The sequence below is a fragment of the Saccharopolyspora halophila genome (assembly GCF_039531955.1).
Classification (GTDB): Bacteria; Actinomycetota; Actinomycetes; order Mycobacteriales; family Pseudonocardiaceae; genus Saccharopolyspora; species Saccharopolyspora halophila.
In genome coordinates, this window is record NZ_BAAARA010000008.1 from 356,996 (window position 1) to 374,274 (window position 17,279).

Genomic DNA, 17,279 nt, shown 5'->3' on the forward strand with positions numbered 1-17,279 from the left:
GGAAAACTACCGCCACCCCAGCTGTGACCCAGCACCACCCGACAGGTGACCGCCCGTATCCGGGCTACGGGATATCGTGGCGCACCGTGACAGCCCCTGATCAGGAAGCAGATGTGCTGCGCGCGGGCATCGCGGGAACTCCTGCGGCCGCGCGCGCTCCCGAGCAGCCCGGCGACGACGGGCGGCTCCAGCTGTTCGCCTACCTGCAGGCGCAGGAGCACCGCACCTACCTGGCGATCATGCGGCTGTTCACCTCGACGCTGCTGGCCGACCTGTCCGCCGGTGAGGTCGCCGCAGCGCTGGCCGCTGCCGAGCGGGAGGTGCGAGTAGCACCCGGCGAGTCCGATGTGGACACCGTGATCGACCGGCTCAAGCAGCTGGTTCGCTGGGGGAACCTCGTCGTCGGCAGGCGCGAGACGATCGCTTCGAGCATCGCCGAGTTCCAGCACGGCAGCGTTCGCTACCAGGTCAGCAAGCTCGCGGTCCGCGTGCAGCGCGACGTCGACGCGCTGCTGCACGTGCCGGAGGGCGCCCGCGAGGTCTCCCGCGAGCTGCTGCCCGCGATCGACCGCGGGCTGGCGGCCATCGGCACGGCGCTGTCGGACGCGCTGACCGCCGAGAGCCGCGATCCGAACGGCAAGGCGGCGCGGCAGGCCCGGGAACGGCTCGCCGAGCAGGTCACAACGGTGTTCCTGCAGCACGCCGAGCTGGCCGCCACGGTCCGCGACTTCTACGCCTACCTGGGGCAGGTCGTCACCCGCCACCAGCTCGCGCCGGACGAGATCTCCGGGTTCCGCAACCTGCTGGTCGAGTACATCCAGATGGTCGTCGAGGACGTGCTGCGGCACACCGAGACGATCGCGAACTCGCTGGCCGGGCTCGCCGAAGCGCGCAGCGAGCTGCTGCGGCTGCTCGGGCCCGCCGACCAGCTGGGCACCGACGTCGAGCGGGCGCGCGGACGAGCCGCAGCCGACTGGCAGGAGCTCACCGACTGGTTCGTGGACGCTCCCGGCAGGCCGAGCCAGGTCGCCGCGCTGCGCGAGGCCACGGCCCGGGCGATCGGATCGCTGCTGGCCAGCGTCAAGCGCGCGACCTCCGGCGGCGGCCTGGTCCCCGGCAGGCGCGGCGAGCTGCTCAAGCTGGCCAAGTGGTTCGACGACTCGGACGAGCGCACCTCCCACCAGCTCTACGCCGCGGCGTTCGGGCTGCACTCGGCGCGGCACCTGCAGCCCGCCCCGGACTACGACACCGACAACGACAAGGTGCCCTGGCGGGACGGACCCGTGCAGGACGTGACGGTCAGCGTCCGCAGCCGCGGCGATCGGGGCGCGCGCGGCCGCACCTCGCGGGTGCTCGACGACCCGATGACCGAGGAGACCCTGCTGCAGGAGGCCAGGGAGGCCGATCAGCAGCGCAGCGCGGCCGTGGCCGAGCTGGCCGGGGCCCGCATCGGCGAGCAGCGGCTCTCCCCCGAGGCGCTGAGCGTGCTCTGCGAACTCCTGACCCTGGCCATGGCCCAGCGCGACGGCTCCGACGACGTCGGTTCCGCGCTCGACCCGGTGCACCGGCTGCGGGTCACCGTGCGCCCGGAACCGGGGCGGGAGACGCGGATCAGCAGCGCGGCGGGCGAGCTGACGCTGCGCGACACCGCACTGGAGCTCGCCGGTGACGGCACCGTGCCCAACTCCGAAGGAGCCACCCGGTGATCGCGAGCTTCGAGGAACTGCCGGACATCGACGCGGCCAACGTGGTGCGGTGCGCCCGCGTGCTGCTGCGCCGCCCGCTGCTGCGCGCCGACGGGCCGGACGGCGACCTGCTGCCGATGATCTACCGGCAGCGCACCGCGCTGCAGGACGTGTTCTCCTCGCTGCTGGGCTACCGGCTGGTGGTGGAGCGCCGCTTCGCCCGGCTGTACAAGTCAGGACCGGGGCAGGACGCCGGCCGCGGCGTGGACCTCACCCCGCGCGGCTACGCCTACGTCGCGCTGACCCTGGCCGCGCTGACCGGGATCGGCCGCCAGGTCCTGCTGTCCCGGCTGGTCAGCGACGTCCGGGCGGCCGCGTCCGAATCCGGCATCGAGATCGTCGACGATCCGGCCGATCGGCGGGCGCTGACCGCCGCGCTGCGGCACCTGGTATCCATCGGCGTGATCACCGAGACGGAGGGCTCGGTGACCGCCGACTCCGCCGCCGAGGCGCTGATCACCATCGACACCGACATGCTGGGCCAGCTCGTCGCCGGGCCGCTGGCCGAGGCGGCTTCTCCCGAGGAGCTGGTGGAGCTGGCCGCCGCTGCCGGGCCCCGGCAGCGCGAGCACGCGGTGCGCCGCAAGCTCATCGAGAACCCGGTGGTGCTCTACGGCGACCTGCCCGAGGAGCAGGCGACCTGGCTGCGCGAGCGCGTGGTCTCCGAATCGCGGCTGCTGGAGCGGTTCTTCGGTCTGGTGAGCGAGTGCCGCGCCGAGGGCGTGGTGGTCTGCGACCCGGAGGACTACCTCACCGATGTGATCTTCCCCGGGCCCGGCACGGTCGCGCGCATCGCGCTGCTGGCGCTGCCCGATCTGCTGGCCCGCAACGATCCGGATCAGTCCGGCGGGCACCCGGTAGGCTGGCAGGACTTCGCCGACGTCTGCCAGCGGCTGGTCGACGACTACCCCGCCGCGTGGTCCCGCTCGGCCACCGAGGACCACCAGGACCTGGTGCGATCGGTGATCGCCCTGTTGTCCAGGCTCGGCCTGCTGCAGGAGCGCGACGGGGAGTGGTCGCTGAGCCCGGCCGCGCACCGATGGCTCCCACAACCTGACGCCACCCCGGCCCAGAACCGGGAACCCGAGCCGCCTCCCGCGCCGGAGGAGCCCGGCTTGTCACTGTTCGACGACATGGAGGCACAGCGGTGAGCCAGCACAGCACCGAGACGGCCGAGCACGGGCCGATCGCGGAGGTCGGCAACCGCTGGCGGCTGCACCGCGGTGGCATCGTCAACATCTGGCAGTACGCCGAGACGACCTTCGACCTCGACGGCGGCCGGGCCATCTTCCAGGGCACCAACGGCTCCGGGAAGTCCCGGACGCTGGAGCTGCTGCTGCCGCTGTGCCTGGACGGCGACCTGCGGCAGCTCGGCTCCAAGGGCTTCGACACGGTCAGCGCGCGGCGGTTGATGCTCGACGAGTACCCGGGCGGACCCAACCGGATCGGCTACGCCTGGATCGAGCTCCGCCGGGAAACCCCCGAGGGCGGCGAGGAATTCCTCACCTGCGGCATCGGCGTGAAGGCCTCCAAGACCTCGCAGTCGATCAGCGACTCCTGGCGGTTCATCACCAGCCGCCGGGTCGGCCACTCGCTGCACCTCGTCGGGGCCGACCGGGTGCCGCTCGGATCGGCGCAGCTGCGCGAACTGCTCGGCGCCGACTGCGTGCTCGACGACCAATCCTTCCGCGCGAAGGTCGCCGCGACCGTCTACGGCGTGCCCGCGGCGCGCTACGGCGACCTGCTGCACCTGCAGCGCACCCTGCGCAACCCCGATGTGGGCCTGAAGGTCCTGGAGGGCCAGCTCGAGCAGATCCTCTCCGACGCGCTGCCACCGCTGGATCCGGGTCTGATCGAGCGGCTCGCGACCTCGTTCGACGACCTGGAGTCGATCCGGGAGAACATCGTCCGGCTCACCGGCGCGGACAAGGCGCTCACCGCGTTCCTGACCACCTACTCCGGCTACGCGTTCGGCGCGCTGCGCGACCGGGCCGAGGCGATGCGCTCGGCGCAGCGCAAGCTCGGCGCCCTGCGCGAGGAGCTGGCCGGGCTGTCCGAGCAGGTCGACGGCAAGCGCGCGGAGCGCGAAACCGCGGAGCGGACGATCGCCGAGCTGGAACAGCGCGAGACCGAGCTGGAGTCCAGCATCGACGCGCTGCGCTCGCACCCGGCCTACTCCGAGTTGCAGAACCTCCGGGACCGCGAGGCGCTGGTGGAAAGCACCCGCGCCGCAGCCGTTTCCGCCCTCGACACCGCCACGAGGCACCGGGCGCAGGAGACCCGCTCCGCGGAGTCGGTGATCGGCCTGCTGCGCAGGCTCTCCGGTGACGCCGAGGCGGCGGGGCAAGCCGCGACGCGGGCGGGCCAGCAGCTGACCACCGCCGGACTCGGCGATTCCGGGTTGCCGCAGCCACCGCAGGTCCCCGCCGCCGAGCTGCGCACCGAGACCGGTCAGGTGCGCACCTCACCGGAGCCCGACGCGGAACCGACCGCCGTGGACCGCTGCCTGACACCGGAGTTCGACGCCGACGAGCTGGCCCGGGAGTTCCGCGCCGTGGTGGACTCCTCCGTCCAGGCGGCCGAGGAGGCGCGCGAGCGCGCGGCGCTGACCATGGCGCTGCACCAGCAGGCCGAGGAGCTCGACGCCGAGGGGCGCCAGGTCGCCGAACTGCAGCGCAACGCGCGCCAGGCGCAGCTGACCGCCACCGAGTCCGCGGGACGCCGCAACCAGGCCCACCAGGAGGTCGCCGAGGCGGCCGCGGTGTGGGTCGAGCGCGCCCGCAAGTGGGCCACCGAGTGGCCCGCGGCGACCGAGGAGCCCGCACCGGAACCGCCCTCGGCCGACGACCTCGTGGCGGGCACCGCCGCCACCCGCAAGGCCCGCGAGCGGGCGCGGCAGTGGGCGCGCCCGCAGCTGCACGAGGCGCGCCGCGAGGTCTCGGCCGTCGAGCAGGAGCTCACCGAGCTGCGCGCCGAGTGCGAGATGCGCGAGGACGAGCTCGCCGAACTGCGCGCGGGCCACGAGCAGCGCCCCGCACGACCGGCGTGCAGCGAGGGCGACCGCGACACCAGCCGGGGCCGCGCCTTCTACGAGCTCGTCGACTTCCAGGCGTCGCTGAGCGAGACCGACCGCGCCGGGCTGGAGGCCGCGCTGCAGTCCAGCGGGCTGCTCAACGCCTGGGTCACCGCCGACGGGCAGGTACCGGGCATGGCCGAGCTGCTGGCGGTGCCCTCCGATCCCGCGAGCGGCGGCAAGTTGTCGGATCTGCTGTCGCCGGCGGCGATTTCGGACTGCCCGGTACCGCCGGAGCGGGTCTCCGAGCTGCTCGCCGCGGTCTCGACCGGTGGTGGCGGCGGGCTCTCCGTGTCGGTGGACGGTTCCTGGTGCGCGGGCGTGCTTTCCGGCCGCTGGCGCAAGGACGCCGCCGAATACGTGGGCGCGGGAGCGCGGGAGACCGCGCGGGCGCGGCGGATCGCCGATCTCGAGGACGAGCTGGCGGGCCTGCGCGATCGGATCGGGCAGGCCGAACGGCGCCAGCGCGAGGCGGGCGAACGCGCCACCGCGCTGGAGCAGCACCTGGAGACCTTCCCGGACGACGGTGAGCTGCTCACCGCGCAGGCGAAGCTGACCACCGCGATCGAGACCGCCGAGGACAACGAGCGCCAGGTCGCCCAGCTGCGCGAGCAGCACCTCGAGGTGGAGCAGCGCTGGCAGGCCGCGCAGGCCGAACTAGTCCGGGCCGCGGGCGAGGCGGGACTGCCCGCCGAGACCCAGGCGCTGGAGGCCGCGCACCGGGCCGCCACCGACGCCCGCTCCGGCATCGACGCGCTGCGCGAAGCCGTCGAGTCCCGCTGCCTACCGACGCTGACGGACCTGCGGGATGTCTCGCTGCACCACGACGTGGCGGTCGCCGACCGGATGGAGGCCGAGAACCAGGCGGACCGGCGCTGCGCCGAGTACGCCGACCAGGCCACCGGGCTCTCCGAGCTGACCTCGGCCGTCGGCGGTGCCGCGCAGGAGATCTCGGAGAAGGTCGGCGCGTTCGAGCAGGAACGCACCGACCTGCGCAAGCGGCTCCCGCAGGAGCGGGAGCGCATCTCCGGCCTGCGCGAGGCCTCCGCCCGGCTGGAGACCCAGCTGGAGAACAAGCAGGCGCAGCTGGCCGGTCGCGAGCAGGACGCCGACTCGGCGACCGAGTCGTTCCGGCGGGCGTTGCGGGTTCCGGGGCTGTGGACCGCGGCCGAGGTGTCCGACGAGTCGCCGGGCGAGCTCGACGAGGCCGCCGAGCTGCTCAGCGGCACCGATCGCAAGGGCGCCACCGAGTCGACCGTGCTCAACCGGCTGCAGACCCTGCAGCAGGCGCTCAGCGGCAACTACGACATCACCGCCGCCGACCAGGACGGCCTGCTCACGGTGACCGTCACCGGCGAGGAGGGACCGCAGCCGGTCGCCGAGGCCGCGCGGCGGGTCGGGCAGCGGCTGGACGAGCAGCGCGGCTACCTCAACGAGCGCTACCAGTCGATCTTCGCCGACTACCTCATCCGCGACCTCGCCGAACGGTTGCGCGGGCAGATGAGCATCGCATCGGACCTGTGCAAGCGGATGAACGAGGTCCTCGACCGCGCCCGCTCCAGCCAGGGCGTGCACGTCCAGCTGGAGTGGCAGCCCTCGGCTGCGCTGGGCGAGGACATCAAGCAGGCCATCGAGCTGGTCCGCACCCCGTTCGCCGACCGCAGCGAGGACCAGGACGCGTTGCTGCGGCGGGTGTTCACCGATCTCATCGAGTCCGAACGCGACAGCGGCACCGGCGGCTACGCCGAGATCCTGGCCCGCGCGCTGGACTACCGGTCGTGGTTCGCCTTCACCGTGCGGGTGCGCGATGAAGGACCGGACGGCAAGCCGCGCGTGCGGCGGCTGCGGCAGCTGTCCTCCGGCGAGACCCGGTTGATCTCCTACGTCACGCTGTTCGCGGCCGCGGCGGCGTTCTACGACGCGGTCAGCGTCTCCTCCGGGGGACGCGGCCCGCTGCGGCTGGTGCTGCTGGACGAGGCCTTCGAGCGCCTGGACGACCCGACCATCGCGCGCATGCTGGGCCTGCTGGTGGATCTGGACATGGACTGGCTGATCACCTGGCCCAGCGGCTGGGGCGTGTCCCCGAAGATTCCCAAGATGCACATCTACGACGTGCTGCGTCCCCGGAGTGGGCACGGCATCGCCTGCACCCACACCACCTGGACCGGCACCGACCTGCACCGATCGAACGCCTGAGTGCTCCGCCCGTGCTCGCCCACCGGCGGGACGGTCGAGGACGAGCACTGATGGTTGCGGACGCAAGGGGGCGCCTTGCGCAGATCTGCGGAGTAGGTGGTTTGCTTGGCGGTGGGAGGACTTTCGTTGGATTCAGGAGAACACGTGCGGGCAGTGTTGCGGGAGCCCGCGCTGCAGGGGCTGTGGGCGGCCGCTCGCGAGGCGCTGGCCTCGCCGAAGCAGCCGCCGACGTTCCGGCTCGAGCTGCCCGACGAGACGGCCCGGCAGGCCGTGGGCGAGCTGTACGGACGGCCGATGTGGGGGCAGGGCACGCGGATCAGCGTGTCCAAGTTGGACGAGGCGATGCGCGCGAGGTTCGGCACCGGCCTGGCCGAGGCGCTGCAGGCCGAAGCGGCCGGTCCCTCCGAAACGGCCGAGTCCGGCCCGGAGGAGGTGCTGCGCGCCGCGCTGGACGCCCAGGGGCTCGCCGACGAGCCCTGGGCGCAGCCGTGGATCGCCTGGGTCCTGCGCTACGGCCGGGTGGCCGCGGACGAGCTGCCGGTCGTGGCGCGGCGTTCCGCGCGGGTGCTGGCGGCGATGAACCTGCACGGGATGCCCCGGATCTGGACCTCGCGCGGCGAGCTCGCCGGCCTGACCGGAGATCCGCACCTGCTCGACGACGGCACGACGACGAGCCGCGTGGTGATCAAGGCGGCTTCGCTCGCGCACGAGCAGGCCGCCCCGAGCAACGATCGCGAGCGCCGCGCCCTGTGGGAGCGTTGCGGCGTCGCGCCCGACGGGGTCGCCGACACCACTCTGACCTGGGCGCTCCCGCTGTCCGGCAACGACCCGTGGTCGGCGGGCATCCGGCAGCGCACCGAGCTCGGGCTACCCGCGCACCTGACCCACCTGGACCTGCGCGCCGCCCCGCCCCGGCTGGTCGAGCCGGACACCGCCATCGCGATCTGCCAGCACCCGCGCGTCCTGGAAGCGGCCATCCGCGAAGGGATCCGGCACCCGATGCTGTGCCTGTCCGGCCCGCCGACGACGGCGACCCGGGCGCTGCTCGGCCGCCTGATCAGCGACGGCGCCACGCTGCACCACCACGCCGACTTCGACTGGCACGGGATCAGCGCGGCGCACGCGGTTCAGCAGTTCGGCGCCGAGCCCTGGCGGATGACCGCCACCGACTACCGCAACGCGGTGGACCAGGCCGCGGCCGACCGGATCGACCTCTCGAACCTGGTGGGCACTCCGGTACCGACGCCCTGGGACCCGGCGCTGGCCGAGCTGATGTCGACCGCGGCCCGCGCGGTGGAGGAGGAGCAGCTGCTCCCGCAGCTCCTCGCGGACTTGCGGGAAGGGCTCTGAGGACCGCTCGGGAACGGGCGCTGCTCGGCGGTGCGGGTCGGCGAAGGCGCGCGGGCTCCCCGGGCCGCTCCCCGAGCATCCGAAGGGGCATCGCGCCCGAAGCGGCGCCGGACTTGCTCAACGGTTCCCCGGGCGGTCCGCTCCGGTCTCCGCTGCCGGAACCGGACCGCTCGTCGGGGTCGCCGGGCAGCGGGCAGCCGCGGCGTCAGAGGAACCGGTACATGACGTGCAGTCCCACGTAGCCCTTGGTGGGGTGGTAGAAGGCCTCGGGGATGGTGCCGATGATCTCCATGCCGAGCGATTCCCACAGCGCGACGGCCGCGGTGTTGGTCTCGACGACGGCGTTGAACTGCATCGCCCGGTAGCCCTCGGAGCGGGCACGGCCGAGGACGTGTTCGCCGAGCGCCCGGCCCACTCCCAGGCCACCCGCCTCGGGATCGACCATGAAGCTGGCGGTGGCCACGTGTGAACCCGGTCCCTCCCGGTTCGGCCCGGAGATCGCCGTTCCCAGCACCGTTCCGTCGTCGTCGACGGCGACGACGGTGTAGCCGGGCGAAGCGGGGAACCACCGTTGGCGGGCCTTGTCCTCGTTCAGGTCCGGGTCGTAGGCGTAGGTCTCACCCGCGGCCACGATCCGGCGCATGAACGGCCAGATCGCGGGCCAGTCCGCAGTGGTCGCCTCTCGAATTCGCATGCTGCCCAGCTTCGGCGATGCCCCCGCCGGACGCCAACGTATTCCCGCTCACGCGGGCTCGACGACCTTGATCCCGTGCAACCTGCGGACGAAGTCCGGGCCGAAGGCCGTGGACGGGGTGTGCGCGCCCGCGCGCGGTGAGACCGCGTTCAGCGCGCCGATCGAGCGCACCACCGCGTCGGCGGTGAGGTCGTAGGTGTCCGGTCCGATGAGCGCGGCCGAGACGGTGCGGCCGGCGTCATCGGTGGCTTCGGCGTAGACCTCGACCCAGCTGCGCGAGCGGTGACCGCGACCCGGTCCGCGAACCAGCGCGCCGATCGCTGCCTTGCCGAGCCGCTGCACCGGGGCCGAGCCGAGCAGCGCGCGGGACGGGCCGGAAGCGCGGGCCGGCATCCGATCCAGGCCCGGCAGCCTGGTGAAGGTGGTGATGGTGCCGATCCCGGTGCTGTGGAAGGCCGTGCTGACATCGCCCCAGGGCAACGACGTCACCCTGCGCTGCCCGGAGGGGAACGCGACGTCGCGCTGCCGCCAGGCCAGCGGCACCGCGCAGATGTCGCCGTCGATGCGCGCGCGGCCGCCCATTCCCGCGCCCTCCAGGGCGCTCTTGAGCGTGCCGCCGCTGATTCCGCCGGAGGCCTGGAAGGCCAGGTCCAGCCGCGTCGCGTCCGGCAGCTCGGCGGCGACCAGGGCGGCCAGGCAATCGGTGGGCACCACGTCGAAACCCGATCCGGGCAGCAACACCACGCCCGCCTCGCGGGCCTGCGCGTCCCGGGCGAAGGCCGCCTCGAAGACGTCGATCTCACCGGTGATGTCCAGGTAGTGCGTGCCGGAACGCAGGCACGCGGAGATCATCGGCTCCGAGGTCGCCGAGAACGGGCCCGCGCAGTGCGCCACCACGTCGATGTCCCGCAGCCGCTCGGCGACCTCCTCCGGATCGGACAGGTCGAAGGTCCGGTAGGGCAGGCCGCGGGGCGCGGCCATCGCGGCGATCTTGGCCGGGTCGCGGCCCGCGAGCACCGGACGCTCACCGCGGTCGATCGCCAGGTCGGCGATCAGCCGCCCGGTGTAGCCGCTCGCCCCGTAGATCATCCAGCTCATGGTGGCCCCACTCCCGTTCGAGCGCTCGTCCCGGACTCGTCGTGCGCGGCGGTGCGGGCGGCGGAACCTGGCACGCCGTCCGATCCCGGGAGGCGCTCCCGGCATCGCCCCGTCCCCAACGAACACCGCCGCGAGCGGTCACGGGTTGTCCACCTCACCCGATCGCCGAACCGAGATCGGCGGCGACGGCCGCCGCGGTCGCGGACACCTCGTCGAGCAGAGCGCTGGGATCGGGCTCGTCGGTTCCGGTCCGCACGAGCGTGATCGACACGGCCGCGGGCAATCCGGGCACCGCGGTACCGATGCAGTGCACCAGCGATTCGAACTCGGCCCGATCGGTCGCGTACCCGTCGCGGGCGACCTCGCGCAGGTGCGCGCGGAAGGCCGCGGGGTCGGTGATGGTGCGGTCGGTGAAGCGCCGGAACTCGTGCCCGGCCAGCAGGCGTTCGGCCTGCTCGGCGGGCATCGCGGCCAGGATCGCCTTGCCCGCCGCGGAGGTGTGCAACGACACCTCCCGCCCGATCCGCGACCAGGTGCGGATGGACGAGCCCTCGATCTTGTCGAGGTAGACGACGCGATCGTCGACCAGCTGCACGAGATGCGCGGTCGCCCGGGCGGATTCGGCGAGTGCGAGCAGGTGCGGGCGGGCGATGACCCGCAGGTCCATCTCCTCGAGGACCTGCTGGCCGAACTCGACCATCCGCAGGCCGAGCCGGTAGCGCCCCTCCGGGCCGCGCGCGATCAGCCCGCCGTCGACGAGCGGCTGGAGCATGCGCAGGGCGGTGGAGTGGTGCACGCCGAGCTCGCGGGAGAGCTCGGCGATGCCGCGCGGCCCGTCGGCGAGGACCTCCAGCACGTGCACCGCCTTGGCGACCGTCTTCGACATGCGCATCCTCCTCCAGCGGAGCGGGAATTATCGCATCGACATCATCCCGGCTCCGCATGACCGAGATCGCTCCTGCGGCGCATACCACTCCGGTGGGTTCCTGGTCCATCGAGACGTGCTCCCCGCTGAGCGGCGAGGCTGACCGTCTCTCCGCAGGCGGTTGACCCCTCCGCCCGTCCTGCGGCGAGGATGTTTGGCTGCGTTCAGGTCCCGGTCGTGCGTTGCTCCGCACGGGCACGGCCAGGTTCGGATCGAGAGCGGTTTCGGCCCGTCAAGATGCCCGCACTCCGAGCACGTCCGGCATGCGTGACGGACGGACGGAAGCTCCCGCGACCACGTGTTGCGCGGGTCCCCCGATCTTCGCCGCGTACAGCCTTCTGCTCGGTTTCAGGGTGAATCCGTTGCGGGTGAGGCGGATCGCTTGCCGGTTGACCTCGCGAGACCGGCAACGCGGTGCACCGAGCTCGCGGTTGCCGGACATCGAGTCGAACCAGTTGCGGTGCGCCGCGCGTGCGTCCTGACATGCCTGCACCAGAGCGACGCTGGCGACCTCGGGACAGCCGGGGACAACACGGCGTTGCCGGCGGACGGCGGCACGAGTTCACCGAACGGGTGAACCGGTTCTCAATGCACGGGCACTCGTGGCCCGTCGCACTTCGCCGCGTTTTCGGCGGCGCGCGGTCGTCGATCATGCGGCGGTGCACCGAGCAGCCGCAACGGGCCGGGTCGCCCGCGAAATTGAGGCGCCGACCCGGCCTCGAACGGCCGGACTTGCCCACTGCGCCGCGCGCAGTCAGCTCAGCGCGAGCGCCGAGTCGCCGATCAACCAGATGCCGAAGACCACGAACAGGGCCGCGGCGCCGTAGCGCACGAACTTCTCCGGCAGGTGCCTGCCGAGCAGCAGCCCGACCCCGATGGCCAGCGCATCGGCCAGCACCATGCCGACCGTGGAGCCGATCCAGGTACCCAGCCAGTCCTGGTGGGTGGCCAGCGTCACGGTCGCCAGCATGGTCTTGTCGCCGAGCTCGGCGAGGAAGAACGCGACGGTGACCACCAGCAGCGCCGATCCGGTCCGGCGGGAGGCCTTGCTCTTCTCCTCCTCGGTGAGGTGATCACCGCGCAGCGTCCACGCCGCGAACCCGAGGAACGCCACGCCGGCCAGCAGCGCGATCCACTCGGCGGGCAGCATTTCGCCGAGACCGAATCCGAGTGCCACCGAAACCAGGTGCACGATGGTCGTCGCCACGGTGATGCCCACAAGGACCTGCCACGCCCGGTAACGCGTGGCGAAGGTCATGGCCATCAATTGCGACTTGTCGCCGAGCTCGGCGACGAAGATCGCCGCAGAACTCAGCGCAATACTGCCCAGCACCGTGGATCCTTTCCGGTCGGCCAGCGCGGCCGATCCCGATCTGACGCGCATTTCAGCAGCGCAACAAGGCCATTCGTGACCTCGCGGCCAAACGCGCGGGAAGTTCCGCCATTGCGCGGAACGCTCGACTTCGATCAAACAAAACTCTATCGGAAACCGCTCGGAATTCACAATCAACCCGCTTCGCGGGAATTTGTTTTTCCATTTCGCAAAATAGCTATTTCGGCGCGCCGCAAAACGAATTCAGCCGCAGCGTCCGATGAGGCTGGGCTCACATTCGCGAGCGGAACATCGGCTCGGCCCGATCCGTTGGACGGGGTGGTCGATGCGCTACGTGTCCCCCGGGCCGCATCTATTGCCTTCGCGGAATACCGTTCGGCTGGAACCGCGTCGCGCCTACCGCCGACAGAGGCGACCGGCGCATCGACCCCAGCCGGCACGGCCCCCGCTCCTTCTCCTCGGAGCCGGGGGCCGTTCGGCGTTTCCGGGCTAGGAGCTGTTCATGAATGCGGCGGCAGCAGCTTTTCAGGTGCGGGACTCAGCTCGCACCGCCGCAGGTCCTGGTCGGCTTCGCGGCGAGTGCGCCGGGACGCCGTGCATTGGCACACATCAGGAGCGGCGCGCGGAGCCGACCGGCTTCTGCTACCCGCCCCGCCGAGCAAAGCACTTCCCGAACACGCGCCCTAGCTCACCCGGCCATCGACTCCGTCCGACGAACGCCGCGACCGGAAGTGGTGCACCGCGACCACCCCCGTCGCCGCCAGGAACACCAGCTGGATCAGCGTGCGCAGCAGCAGCCCTTCGCCCGGATCGAGCGCGGCACCGGACAACGCGTGCTGGACGTTCGCCGGGAACATCGCCAGCAGCAGCGCGAACAATCCCGCCGCCGACCACGGCGCGAGCGCGCGCACGAGCAGCGCGAGCGCTCCCAGCAGCTCCAACGCCCCGGTCAGGCTCACCAGCACCGCAGGCGAGGGCAGCCCGGGCGGCACCATCTCGATCATCTCCTGGCGCATCCACGCGAAGTGCACGACGCCGGTGAGCAGGAACATGGCGGCCAGTCCGCCGCGCAGCGCGACGGGCCAGGCGCGAAGCCCGCGCACGCCCAGCGTCCCGGCCGCAAGCAGGAGGCCGGTCACGACGACCAGCACGATCAACGGTTCCATGCCGACCCCCTGGGTATGTTGGATAGTGCCACTATCAACACTAGAGAGTGGCACTATCCAATACAAGGGACGGGCGAAGGCGGAACGTGCGAATCTCCGAGCTGAGCGAGGAAACCGGCGTCGCGGTGGCGACCATCAAGTACTACCTGCGCGAAGGACTGCTGCACGAGGGCGAGCGGACCTCGACCACCCAAGCCCGCTACGACACCTCGCACGTCGCGCGGCTGCGCCTGATCCGCGCGCTCATCGGCGTCGGCGGCCTGAGCGTGGCCACCGCGCGCGATGTCCTGGATCGGCTGGCCGAACCACCGGAGTCGTTGCACGAACTCCTCGACACCGCCCATCCCCCGCTGCGACCGCAACCCGACGAGGAGGTCGACACGACCTCCGCCGCGGAAGTGCTCCACGAGCTCGGCTGGGAACTGCGGACCGCCCACTCCGAGCCGGTGCGGCGACTGGCCGCAGCTCTCGAGGGACTGGATTCCGCCGGGTTCCCGATCAGCCGCGAGGACGTGCTGAACTACGCGCGGCGGATGCATCAACTCGCCGAGGCCGAGGTCGCGGGCACACCGCAGGACCCGGGTGAAGCGTTGCGCTACGTCGTGCTCGGCACCATCCTCGTCGAGCCGCTCCTGCTGGCCCTGCGCCGCCTCGCGCACATCGAGCTCTCCGGTCGCTTGCTGCCCTGAACGGATGATCATGAGACTTTCGGGTACAGCTGCGATCCGGATGGGTTCAAAATCGTCTCGCACCCCTAGGATCCGGCCGCGTGATGCCTCCGTTGAAAGCCGTCGCAGACGCTCATCGACGTCTGCTCGAGGTGACCGCCCCGCTGACCGACGAACAGGTCCGCACGCCATCGCTGCTGCCCGGCTGGTCCCGCGCGCACGTGCTCGCGCACCTCACCGACAACGCACGCGCGTTCGCGCGGGTGAGCGCGCTCGCGCTGCGCGGTGAACTGGTCGACGCCTACGAAGGCGGTCGGGCCGAGCGCGACGCCATAATCGAAGGCCTGGCCGCCGGCAACGCCCACTCGCACCGCGATGGGCTCACCCGGCACCTCACCGCCCTGGAAGCGGTGTGGTCGCAGGCCTCCCCCGCCGACTGGGAGCTCCCGGTGCGCTACCGCAACGGCGACCTCGCCGAGGTCGTGCGGATGCGCTGGCGGGAGGTGTGGATCCACCTGGTCGACCTCGATCTCGGCGTGAGCCCCGAGGAGTGGACCGATGACTTCTGCCACCACACCATCGAGTTCCTGCTTCCCCGGCTGCCGGACGGTGTCGCGCTGCGGCAGACGGACGGTCCCGCGCGCTGGTCGCCCGACGGCGAGATCTCCGCGGTTCGCGACGTCGAGATCGCCGGACCGGCGCGGGACCTGGCCGCCTGGCTGACCGGCCGCCCCACGCACCGGCTGACCGCGAGCGAGCTGCCGGAACTGGAGCCGTGGCCCGCACATCCGGAACCGGCCCCGGACCGCTCCAGGGCCGCGGGTTAGCACGGGCGCGCGGCCGAGCCGCGCAGCACCGGCCGGCTAGCAGCTGTTGGAGGAGTGCGGCGGAGCCGCTGTTTTCGAGCGCGGGACTCAGCTCGCACCGCCGGCCAGAGCGGTCCCCGGGAGATTCTCTACATGCGGCGGCGGCAGCATGCGATGCGGGGTGCGGTGCGGGACTCGGCCCGCACCGCCGCGGGTTCTCGGACGTCGCCGGGCGAGGACAGCCGCAACGCCCGCAGGTGGCTGGTCGAGTCGCGGCTCCCGCAGCCCGGCGGCGTCCGAGGTTCCGCCACCCGCCCCGCGACCCGGAACATCTCCATGAGGCCTAGTCGATCCCGGCGAACAGGCAAGGCTCCCGGTTGTACGGGCCTTCACCCGGTCCGCGTTCGCCGCGCACCAGCAAGAAGTGCTCGTTGGCGAACTCCGGCTGGCGGATCATGGTGGCGAAGAAGCCGTCGTCGTCGACGACCACCTGGCTCGGGTACTGCCGCAGCGCGTTGAGCTTGGCCTCGTGGAACTCGCCGCCCTCGAGCACCGCGGTCAGTTCCGCGTCCGGGACGGTGCGCGGCTGGAAATCGACGCCGACCTCCTTCGCGCGCTCCAGGATCGACTCCGGCAGCGCGGTCCAGTAAACCTTCGGCACCTGCCAGGCCTCGCCGAGCTCCGGCTCGTAATCCGGGTCGGCCGCGGGGTCGAGCGCGTGCATCACGGCGAGGTTGGCGGCGATGTGGTCCGGGTGCCCGTAACCGCCGAAGTCGTCGTAGGTGATCACGACGTGCGGGCGTTCGGCACGCAGCAGCTCGACCATCGCGCGGGTCACCTCGGCGCGATCGGCGGCCGCGAACGATCCCGGGGCGGTGTTGCCCTCGGTGTCGGCCATGCCGCTGTCCTTGAACCGGCCCGGACCGCCCAGCCAGTGGTGCCGGACGTCACCGAGTTCGGCCAGCGCCTTCTCGATCTCGCCGCGCCGGTGCTCCCCGAGCGCATCCGGGTCGCCGCGCAGATGCGCGAGCTCGTCGCTGACCACTTCGCCGAGTTCCCCGCTGGTGCAGGTCACCAGGCTCACCGTGGCGCCCTCGCTGCAGTATCGGGCCATCGTGGCCCCGGTCCCGGTGGACTCGTCGTCGGGGTGCGCGTGCACCAGCATCAGTCGCCGCTCGCTCATGTCCACCGAGCCTAGCCGCGCGCACCGACACCACGCCCGGCTGCGGGGGACAACGTGACGCGTCAGACCTCGGGAACGAGGACGACCCAGACCTGGCCCGGGGCGAAGGTCATCGGTTCGCCGGATTCGGTGGTGTAGGTGGTGCCCGCCTCCGGCGCCGGGCGGTCCCAGTGAGCGTTGTAGGCCATCCCGTCGCGCAGCACGACCGCGCGGCCGCTGCCAACGGTCTCGGCGTACGGCGAGATGTTGCCCGCGACATCGGCGATCGCGGACTCGGTGATCGGAACCTCCTGCAGGACAACCGTGCTCGGCGCCAGCCGCCCGCTGTCGGTTGCGCTGTACGGTGCGCCGTCGAACGAGACCAGCCAGCGCCGCTCGGCGGGCGACCAGTCGAAGCCGATGCGCGTGCGCTGGTAGGAGACCTCCTGGTGCGGGCTCGGCACGCCGCCGGTGGCCGGCGGCGGCCCGAACGGCAGCGCGGCGCCGGGCGCCCAGCCCGCGCCCTCGGGCAACAGGCCGGTGCGGACGAACATGTTGTGCGGCGCGCTGCCGGGACCGCGGTAGAACGCACCGGGCCTGGTGCGCTGGGAGGCGTCGTGCACCGGCGCCTGATCGATCATCGGAAGGAGTTCCGGTGCGGCACCGGAGAACGCCAGCGCCGGGTGCCCGAACTGCGGCAGGAACGACAGATCCGTCTCCCGCGCGCTGCGCACCGGACCGACCACCGGAGGCACGTGCGAGCCGAAAAGCGCGATCAGCCTGCTGATTCCGGCCTCCACCGGCTCGACGGCGATCAGATCGGCGGCCCCGATGCCCGTCGGCGGCCGCGCTACCGGCGCGTTGTCGATCTTGACCGCGAGCACCGGCGGACCAGGCGGCGGAGGTGGCGGAGGCGGCGCCGGAACCGGTGCGGGAGCGGGATCGCCGACCGGCACCCGCGCGGTCTCGGTGGATTGCGCCAACGCCCCGGCGATCACGAGCGAAACCATCGTCACCAGGGTGCCGAACACCCGCAGAACCCACATAACCACGCCTCCACGAT

General features: G+C 72.1%; 13 protein-coding genes and 1 pseudogene. 6 read left to right on the forward strand and 8 right to left on the reverse strand.

All coding sequences use genetic code 11. The annotated features are described in order from the left end of the window. Positions 1-86: 86 nt before the first annotated feature. The 4 genes from ABD289_RS14215 to ABD289_RS14230 all read left to right on the forward strand — a co-directional run bounded on the left by ABD289_RS14215 (position 87) and on the right by ABD289_RS14230 (position 8,364). Entirely contained in the window at positions 87-1,706 is a 1,620-nt protein-coding gene (locus ABD289_RS14215; protein WP_344131520.1) for a TIGR02677 family protein, read from the forward strand. Further along, a complete protein-coding gene (locus ABD289_RS14220; RefSeq protein ID WP_344131523.1) occupies positions 1,703-2,896 on the forward strand; it encodes a TIGR02678 family protein in 1,194 nt (397 codons plus the stop codon). Before ABD289_RS14215 ends, ABD289_RS14220 begins: the two co-directional genes overlap by 4 nt. Further along, positions 2,893-7,014, forward strand: a complete 4,122-nt coding sequence (locus tag ABD289_RS14225; protein ID WP_344131526.1) for a TIGR02680 family protein — start codon at positions 2,893-2,895, stop codon at positions 7,012-7,014. The genes ABD289_RS14220 and ABD289_RS14225 overlap by 4 nt, the downstream gene beginning before the upstream one ends. Positions 7,015-7,158: 144 nt before the next feature. Then, positions 7,159-8,364, forward strand: coding sequence for a DUF2399 domain-containing protein (locus ABD289_RS14230; protein ID WP_344131529.1), 1,206 nt, complete (start codon positions 7,159-7,161; stop codon positions 8,362-8,364). A 205-nt stretch (positions 8,365-8,569) separates the two neighbouring features. Here the strand turns inward: ABD289_RS14230 and ABD289_RS14235 are convergent, their stop codons facing one another. The 6 genes and pseudogenes from ABD289_RS14235 to ABD289_RS14255 all read right to left on the reverse strand — a co-directional run bounded on the left by ABD289_RS14235 (position 8,570) and on the right by ABD289_RS14255 (position 13,580). Further along, positions 8,570-9,058 carry a GNAT family N-acetyltransferase gene (locus ABD289_RS14235; protein WP_344131532.1) on the reverse strand — a complete coding sequence of 163 codons (489 nt, stop codon included), beginning with the start codon at positions 9,056-9,058 and terminating at the stop codon, positions 8,570-8,572. A 48-nt stretch (positions 9,059-9,106) separates the two neighbouring features. Further along, a complete protein-coding gene (locus tag ABD289_RS14240; RefSeq protein ID WP_344131535.1) occupies positions 9,107-10,156 on the reverse strand; it encodes a saccharopine dehydrogenase family protein in 1,050 nt (349 codons plus the stop codon). 154 nt (positions 10,157-10,310) lie between these two features. Further along, on the reverse strand, positions 10,311-11,042 hold the full coding sequence (locus ABD289_RS14245; RefSeq protein WP_344131538.1) for an IclR family transcriptional regulator: 732 nt from the start codon (positions 11,040-11,042) through the stop codon (positions 10,311-10,313). A 27-nt stretch (positions 11,043-11,069) separates the two neighbouring features. Further along, a pseudogene (locus tag ABD289_RS25345) lies at positions 11,070-11,333 on the reverse strand (zinc ribbon domain-containing protein); the annotation flags it as partial. 502 nt (positions 11,334-11,835) lie between these two features. After that, entirely contained in the window at positions 11,836-12,414 is a 579-nt protein-coding gene (locus tag ABD289_RS14250; protein ID WP_344131541.1) for a TMEM165/GDT1 family protein, read from the reverse strand. Between the two features lie 683 nt (positions 12,415-13,097). Continuing rightward, a complete protein-coding gene (locus tag ABD289_RS14255) occupies positions 13,098-13,580 on the reverse strand; it encodes a DoxX family membrane protein (RefSeq protein ID WP_344131544.1) in 483 nt (160 codons plus the stop codon). Positions 13,581-13,666: 86 nt separating this feature from the next. Between ABD289_RS14255 and ABD289_RS14260 the strand changes: the two genes are divergently transcribed. Beyond that, on the forward strand, positions 13,667-14,269 hold the full coding sequence (locus ABD289_RS14260; RefSeq protein ID WP_344131546.1) for a MerR family transcriptional regulator: 603 nt from the start codon (positions 13,667-13,669) through the stop codon (positions 14,267-14,269). A gap of 83 nt (positions 14,270-14,352) precedes the next feature. Next, positions 14,353-15,075: a maleylpyruvate isomerase family mycothiol-dependent enzyme gene (locus ABD289_RS14265; protein ID WP_344132073.1), complete on the forward strand. Its 723-nt coding sequence runs from the start codon at positions 14,353-14,355 to the stop codon at positions 15,073-15,075. A gap of 322 nt (positions 15,076-15,397) precedes the next feature. On the opposite strand, the gene mshB is transcribed toward ABD289_RS14265, so the two are convergent. Then, a complete protein-coding gene (gene mshB / locus ABD289_RS14270; RefSeq protein WP_344132076.1) occupies positions 15,398-16,219 on the reverse strand; it encodes an N-acetyl-1-D-myo-inositol-2-amino-2-deoxy-alpha-D-glucopyranoside deacetylase in 822 nt (273 codons plus the stop codon). An 80-nt stretch (positions 16,220-16,299) separates the two neighbouring features. Continuing rightward, positions 16,300-17,262 carry a DUF3048 domain-containing protein gene (locus ABD289_RS14275; RefSeq protein ID WP_344132079.1) on the reverse strand — a complete coding sequence of 321 codons (963 nt, stop codon included), beginning with the start codon at positions 17,260-17,262 and terminating at the stop codon, positions 16,300-16,302. Between the last annotated feature and the right edge of the window lie 17 nt (positions 17,263-17,279).